We start from the raw sequence: 4,982 nt of genomic DNA on the forward strand, positions 1-4,982 counted from the left end.
GCGGTGCGCAGTGCGGGATCTGTGACAAGGCGCCGAGCAACGAAGTCGGCACGATGATCGGGCAGGAGTCCCGCAACGCTGCGCGAGCTTGCCCCTGGGCGTCGACCTCAGACGAACACTGAGCGCACAGCGACATGTGATGCGCGGCCCTGAGGTGCGCACTCATCCGCAGCTCACCGTCGACGAACGCGGCGATGGCCTCGGTGGAGAGGTGCTCGGTCGAGCCGAACCTGCGTGGACCGATGGGCGCATCGCTCTGCGACGCGAACGGAGAGGGCAGCCAAGAGAATGCACGGCGGAACACGTGCCCCGGGTCGACCATCGACCTGCTCCTCTCAAAACCCATTCATCCCACTTCGTCAGATGGCGATACTTCGAATGTAGCGCGACTGGTCGCTTCGAACACTCACTGGACCTCGTTCAGAGGTCAGGCACTCCGCGCGACACCTTCGGCATACGCGTCCGGGTGGTTTGCCAGGTATTCACGCAACGCCTGCCGTCCGCGGTGGATGCGGCTGCGCACCGTGCCGAGCTTGACGCCGAGGGTGGCGCCGATCTCCTCATAGGACAGACCTTCGATGTCGCACAGCACGACGGCGGCACGGAATTCTGGCGGCAGAGAGTCCAACGCCGCCTGCAGGTCGGGACCCAGCCGGGAGTCGTGATAGATCTGCTCGGGGTTCGGGTCGGCGGCAGGCACCCTGTCGTAGTCCTCGGGCAGCGCCTCCATCCGGATGCGGCTGCGGCGACGAACCATGTCCAGAAATAGGTTGGTCGTGATGCGGTGCAGCCATCCCTCGAACGTCCCCGGCTGATAGTTCTGCACCGACCGGAACACCCGAATGAAGGTCTCCTGCGTCAGGTCCTCCGCGTCGTGCTGGTTGCCGGAGAGACGGTAGGCGAGGCGGTACACCCGATCCGCGTGCTGGCGGACCAGCTCGTCCCAGGACGGCATGGTGGTCTTGTCGCCGGTCGCATCGAACACGGCGGTTCCCGACAGGTCGTCGGAGGGCTCGACCCAGTCGCCATCGGCGGCCTGTTCGAAGTGGGCCATGAATACGGGTGAGGTGCTCGTGGTGCTCGTCGGATCCTCCAGATCACTCGGACGGACGTCGGGAGTGGTTCCCGTATCAGTACCCGCGGAAACTGAATCGTTGCCGCTGATATTCCCGGACGCCCAGCTTCCGCCGTTTTCCATGCGCTTACCGTCCCCGACCCCGTTGAGGTCCGCATATGAGCAAACTGAGCTTTTCCTGAGAATGTCGACCGGTTGCCGTCGGAACTGCGCAAAGCTGCCGAATTCTGCGGGAATCTCACCACACGCCGCGGGCGTGTCGAGGCGCGGGCCCCTACGAGTTCGCTCTACGCTGCGGGCATGGCCAGCAGCGACGACCCAGCGGGTCAAGCCGACGGCAGCGAATCACGGCCAAGCCGCGCCGACGCGATCGTCGCGCATGCCGAGAACTCGATCACCGAGGATGCCCTCACCGCGGCAGCCCGCGAACGCGCTGAGGACAGCGGAGCGGGCGCCGTCACGCCTGCCGTCGGCGCCCTGTTGAGCGTGCTCGCCAAGATCGCGCGCGCCAAGGCGGTCGTCGAAGTCGGGACCGGCGTCGGCGTGAGTGGACTGTGGCTGTTGTCGGGCATGCGCGACGACGGTGTGCTCACCACGATCGACGTCGAGCCCGAACATCAGCGTCTGGCGAAGCAGGCGTTCTCCGAGGCGGGCATCGGACCGTCGCGGACGCGACTGATCAGTGGCCGCGCCCAGGAAGTGCTGACCAGACTCGCCGACGAGTCCTACGACCTGGTGTTCATCGACGCCGATCCCGCCGACCAGCCCCAGTTCGTCGCCGAGGGAGTACGGCTGTTGCGTTCCGGCGGCGCCATCGTCATCCACCGTGCCGCCCTCGGCGGTCGTGCCGGCGACGCGGGTGCCAGCGACAGGGAAGTCACCGCCGTCCGAGAGGCCGCGCGGATCATCGCCGAGGACGAACGGCTGACCCCGGTATTGGTGCCCCTCGGCGACGGCCTGCTGGCCGCAGCTCGCGACTGACCCCTCTCCGCCGAACGTGGGTTACCCCCACGCGTATCGGCGCCGAGACGTGAACGAAGTCCCCATTCGACGAGCGGCAAAATCTACTTGACAGCCGACTAAACACGCGTTTAGCGTACTAAACATGCGTTCAGTCGATGATCTGACGACCACCGCCCGCATCCGCGATGCGGCGATCGAGCAGTTCGGCCAGCAGGGCTTCGCCGTCGGCCTGCGGGCCATCGCCAAGGCGGCCGGCGTCAGCGCAGCACTCGTCATCCACCACTTCGGATCCAAGGACGGCCTGCGCAAGGCGTGCGACGACTTCGTCGCCGAGACCGTCCGCGCCACCAAGAGCGAATCCGTTCAGACCTCGGATCCCGCCGCCTGGTTCGCGCAGTTGGCCGACATCGAGTCCTTCGCACCGCTGATGGCCTACCTGGTCCGCAGCATGCAGGCCGGAGGCGAGTTGGCAAAGATGCTGTGGCGCAACATGATCGACAATGCCGAGGGGTACCTCGACGAAGGCGTCCGCGCAGGCACCCTCAGGCCGAGCCAGGACCCCAAGGCCAGAGCCAAGTTCCTCGCCATGTCGAGCGGCGGCGGCTTCCTCCTCTACCTGCAAATGCACGACGACCCGACCAACCTGCGGGCAGTCCTGCACGACTACGCCCAGGACATGGTGCTGCCCGCACTCGAGGTCTACACCAAGGGTCTGATGACCGATTCGACGATGTACGACGCGTTTTCGGCGCAGCGGGCCGCGGGCATCCCCATCACCACGTCAACGAAGGAGTGATCGATGACCAAGGATCAAGGCGGGCACCACGACGGCACCGCGGCCATCGAAGTCCACGGGCTGACCAAGAACTTCGGTTCGGTGCGGGCCCTCGACGGGCTCGACCTGACCGTTGCCGAGGGCGAGGTGCACGGCTTCCTTGGGCCCAACGGCGCCGGCAAGTCGACGACCATCCGGGTCCTGCTCGGCCTGGCGCGCGCCGACTCGGGAACCGCGCGTCTGCTCGGTGGCGACCCGTGGACCGACGCCGTCGCCCTGCACCGCCAGATCGCCTACGTGCCAGGCGATGTCACCCTGTGGCCGTCACTGACCGGTGGCGAGACCATCGACCTGCTGGCCCGAATGCGCGGCGGCATCAACGAGAACAGGCGCGCCGAGCTCGTCGAGCGTTTCGGTCTCGACCCTTCGAAGAAGGCAAGGACCTACTCCAAGGGCAACCGGCAGAAGGTATCTCTGGTCTCGGCCTTCGCCTCGAACGCCCGACTGCTCCTGCTCGACGAACCGAGCAGCGGCTTGGACCCGTTGATGGAGAACGTCTTTCAACAGTGCGTTATCGAGGCGCGGGAGCGCGGCGCCACGGTGCTGCTGTCGAGCCACATCCTGGCCGAGACCGAGGCGCTGTGCGAGCGGGTCACGATCATCCGCGCAGGCAAGACCGTCGAGAGCGGCACCCTGGAGTCGATGCGGCATCTGTCGCGCACCTCGATCAGGGCCGAGATGATCGGTGACCCGGGAGACCTCGGCGGCATCGACGGCGTCGAAGACGTCAGCCTCGAGGGTCACACGCTGCGCGCGCAGGTGGACGGCGGGAGCCTCGGCGAGGTCATCAGGAGACTCGGTGGCGCAGGCGTCCGCAGCCTCGTCAGCCAGCCGCCCACCCTGGAGGATCTGTTCCTTCGTCACTACGACGTCGACGAACCCGCCGAGCCGGTGACGGCATGACCGTCCTGGACCGGCCGCACCGGCCGGCGCATCAGGCACCCGCGGGTGGGACGCCCTTCTCGGGAACCCTTGCGCTGCTGCGCCTCTACCTCCGCCGCGACCGCATCGTGGCGACGGCGTGGGTGCTGCTGCTCTCCATCCCGGCCGGCGCCGTGTACGTCGGCAGCATCGCGGCGGTCTACCCCACCCAGGCGGACCGCGCGTCGTTCGCCGCCACGATCATGGCCAGCCCAGCCCAACGGGCGCTGTACGGAAACGTCTACGGCGACAGTCTCGGCGCCACCGGCGTCTGGAAGGCCGGCATGTTCGGTGTGCTGATCGCGGTCGCCGTGATCCTCACCGTCGTCCGACACACCCGCGCCGACGAGGAATCGGGCCGCACCGAGCTGATCGACTCGACCGCCGTCGGCCGCTACGCCAGTCTCACCGCGGCGCTTCTGCTCACCGGCGGCGCATCGGTCCTGACCGGACTCATCGCCACCGCGAGCCTTCTCCCACTGGACGTTCCGGCTTCCGGCTCGCTGGCCTTCGGGCTCGCGCTGGCATGCTCGGGCCTGGTGTTCACCGCCGTCGCGGCAGTGACGGCGCAACTGTCGACGAGCGCACGGTTCGCCCGTGGCGCGGCCTTCGGCGTGCTCGCCGCGGCGTTCACCCTGCGTGCGGTCGGCGACGCGGGCTCGCGCATGTCGTTCCTCTCCTGGCTCTCGCCGTTGGGGTGGTCGTCGCAGGTCCGCCCGTACGCGGGCGACCGGTTCTGGGTGCTGCTACTCCATCTCGCCGTGACGGCCATCCTGGTCTTGGTCGCCTACCGGTTGCTCGCCCAGCGCGACGTCGGCGCAGGCATGATCGCCGAGCGCCCTGGCCCGCCACGGGCAGGCGCGGGCCTTCGGGGCGTCGCCACCTTGGCGTGGCGGTTGAATCGGGGCTCGTTCGCCGTGTGGACCGCGGGGCTGTGCCTCTACGGCCTGCTCATCGGCAGCGTAGTCAACGGTATCGGGGACGAGATCGGCGGCAGCCAGTCGGCCCGTGACATCGTGGCCCGTCTCGGCGGCTCCGATCAGATGGAACAGGCCTTCATCGCCGTCGCCTTCGGCATGCTCGGGATGGTCACCGCAGCGTTCGCGATCTCGTTGACGCTACGGCTGCACCAGGAGGAGACGGCGCAACGAGCCGACGCACTCCTTGCCGGTGCGGTCAGCCGGACAC

The 4,982-nt window shown here is 67.7% G+C and carries 6 protein-coding genes; 4 read left to right on the forward strand and 2 right to left on the reverse strand.

All coding sequences use genetic code 11. From position 1 onward, the window contains the following. Together rseA and sigE are read right to left on the reverse strand one after the other, a co-directional pair. Nucleotides 1-322, reverse strand: a 322-nt coding sequence (gene rseA, locus ACRDUX_RS40725; RefSeq protein WP_526423217.1) for an anti-sigma E factor RseA, incomplete at its 3' end; no start/stop codon positions are given. Between the two features lie 105 nt (nucleotides 323-427). Beyond that, complete coding sequence (sigE, locus tag ACRDUX_RS40730) at nucleotides 428-1,198, reverse strand: RNA polymerase sigma factor SigE (RefSeq protein ID WP_526423219.1); 771 nt, start codon at nucleotides 1,196-1,198, stop codon at nucleotides 428-430. A gap of 177 nt (nucleotides 1,199-1,375) precedes the next feature. Here sigE and ACRDUX_RS40735 point away from each other — a divergent pair, with 177 nt between their 5' ends. The 4 genes from ACRDUX_RS40735 to ACRDUX_RS40750 all read left to right on the forward strand — a co-directional run. Beyond that, nucleotides 1,376-2,056: an O-methyltransferase gene (locus ACRDUX_RS40735; RefSeq protein ID WP_526423221.1), complete on the forward strand. Its 681-nt coding sequence runs from the start codon at nucleotides 1,376-1,378 to the stop codon at nucleotides 2,054-2,056. A 124-nt stretch (nucleotides 2,057-2,180) separates the two neighbouring features. Further along, nucleotides 2,181-2,834 (forward strand): TetR/AcrR family transcriptional regulator, encoded by a 654-nt coding sequence (locus ACRDUX_RS40740; RefSeq protein WP_526423223.1) that lies wholly within the window; start codon nucleotides 2,181-2,183, stop codon nucleotides 2,832-2,834. Between the two features lie 3 nt (nucleotides 2,835-2,837). After that, the gene (locus tag ACRDUX_RS40745; RefSeq protein WP_526423225.1) at nucleotides 2,838-3,776 is read left to right on the forward strand and encodes an ABC transporter ATP-binding protein; all 939 of its coding nucleotides are present in this window, start codon (nucleotides 2,838-2,840) and stop codon (nucleotides 3,774-3,776) included. Next, nucleotides 3,773-4,982 (forward strand): ABC transporter permease (locus ACRDUX_RS40750; protein WP_526423227.1); only part of this gene is annotated, 1,210 nt, incomplete at its 3' end. The genes ACRDUX_RS40745 and ACRDUX_RS40750, both read left to right, overlap by 4 nt.

It is taken from the genome of Mycobacterium sp., from assembly GCF_050701675.1.
Taxonomy (GTDB): Bacteria; Actinomycetota; Actinomycetes; order Mycobacteriales; family Mycobacteriaceae; genus Mycobacterium.

What these genes read in the sequence shown, in the direction of transcription:
- sigE (WP_526423219.1), bottom strand. Translation starts at nt 1,198, where the DNA reads ATGGAAAACGGCGGAAGCTGGGCGTCCGGGAATATCAGCGGCAACGAT.
- ACRDUX_RS40735 (WP_526423221.1), top strand. Translation starts at nt 1,376, where the DNA reads ATGGCCAGCAGCGACGACCCAGCGGGTCAAGCCGACGGCAGCGAATCA.
- ACRDUX_RS40740 (WP_526423223.1), top strand. Translation starts at nt 2,181, where the DNA reads ATGCGTTCAGTCGATGATCTGACGACCACCGCCCGCATCCGCGATGCG.
- ACRDUX_RS40745 (WP_526423225.1), top strand. Translation starts at nt 2,838, where the DNA reads ATGACCAAGGATCAAGGCGGGCACCACGACGGCACCGCGGCCATCGAA.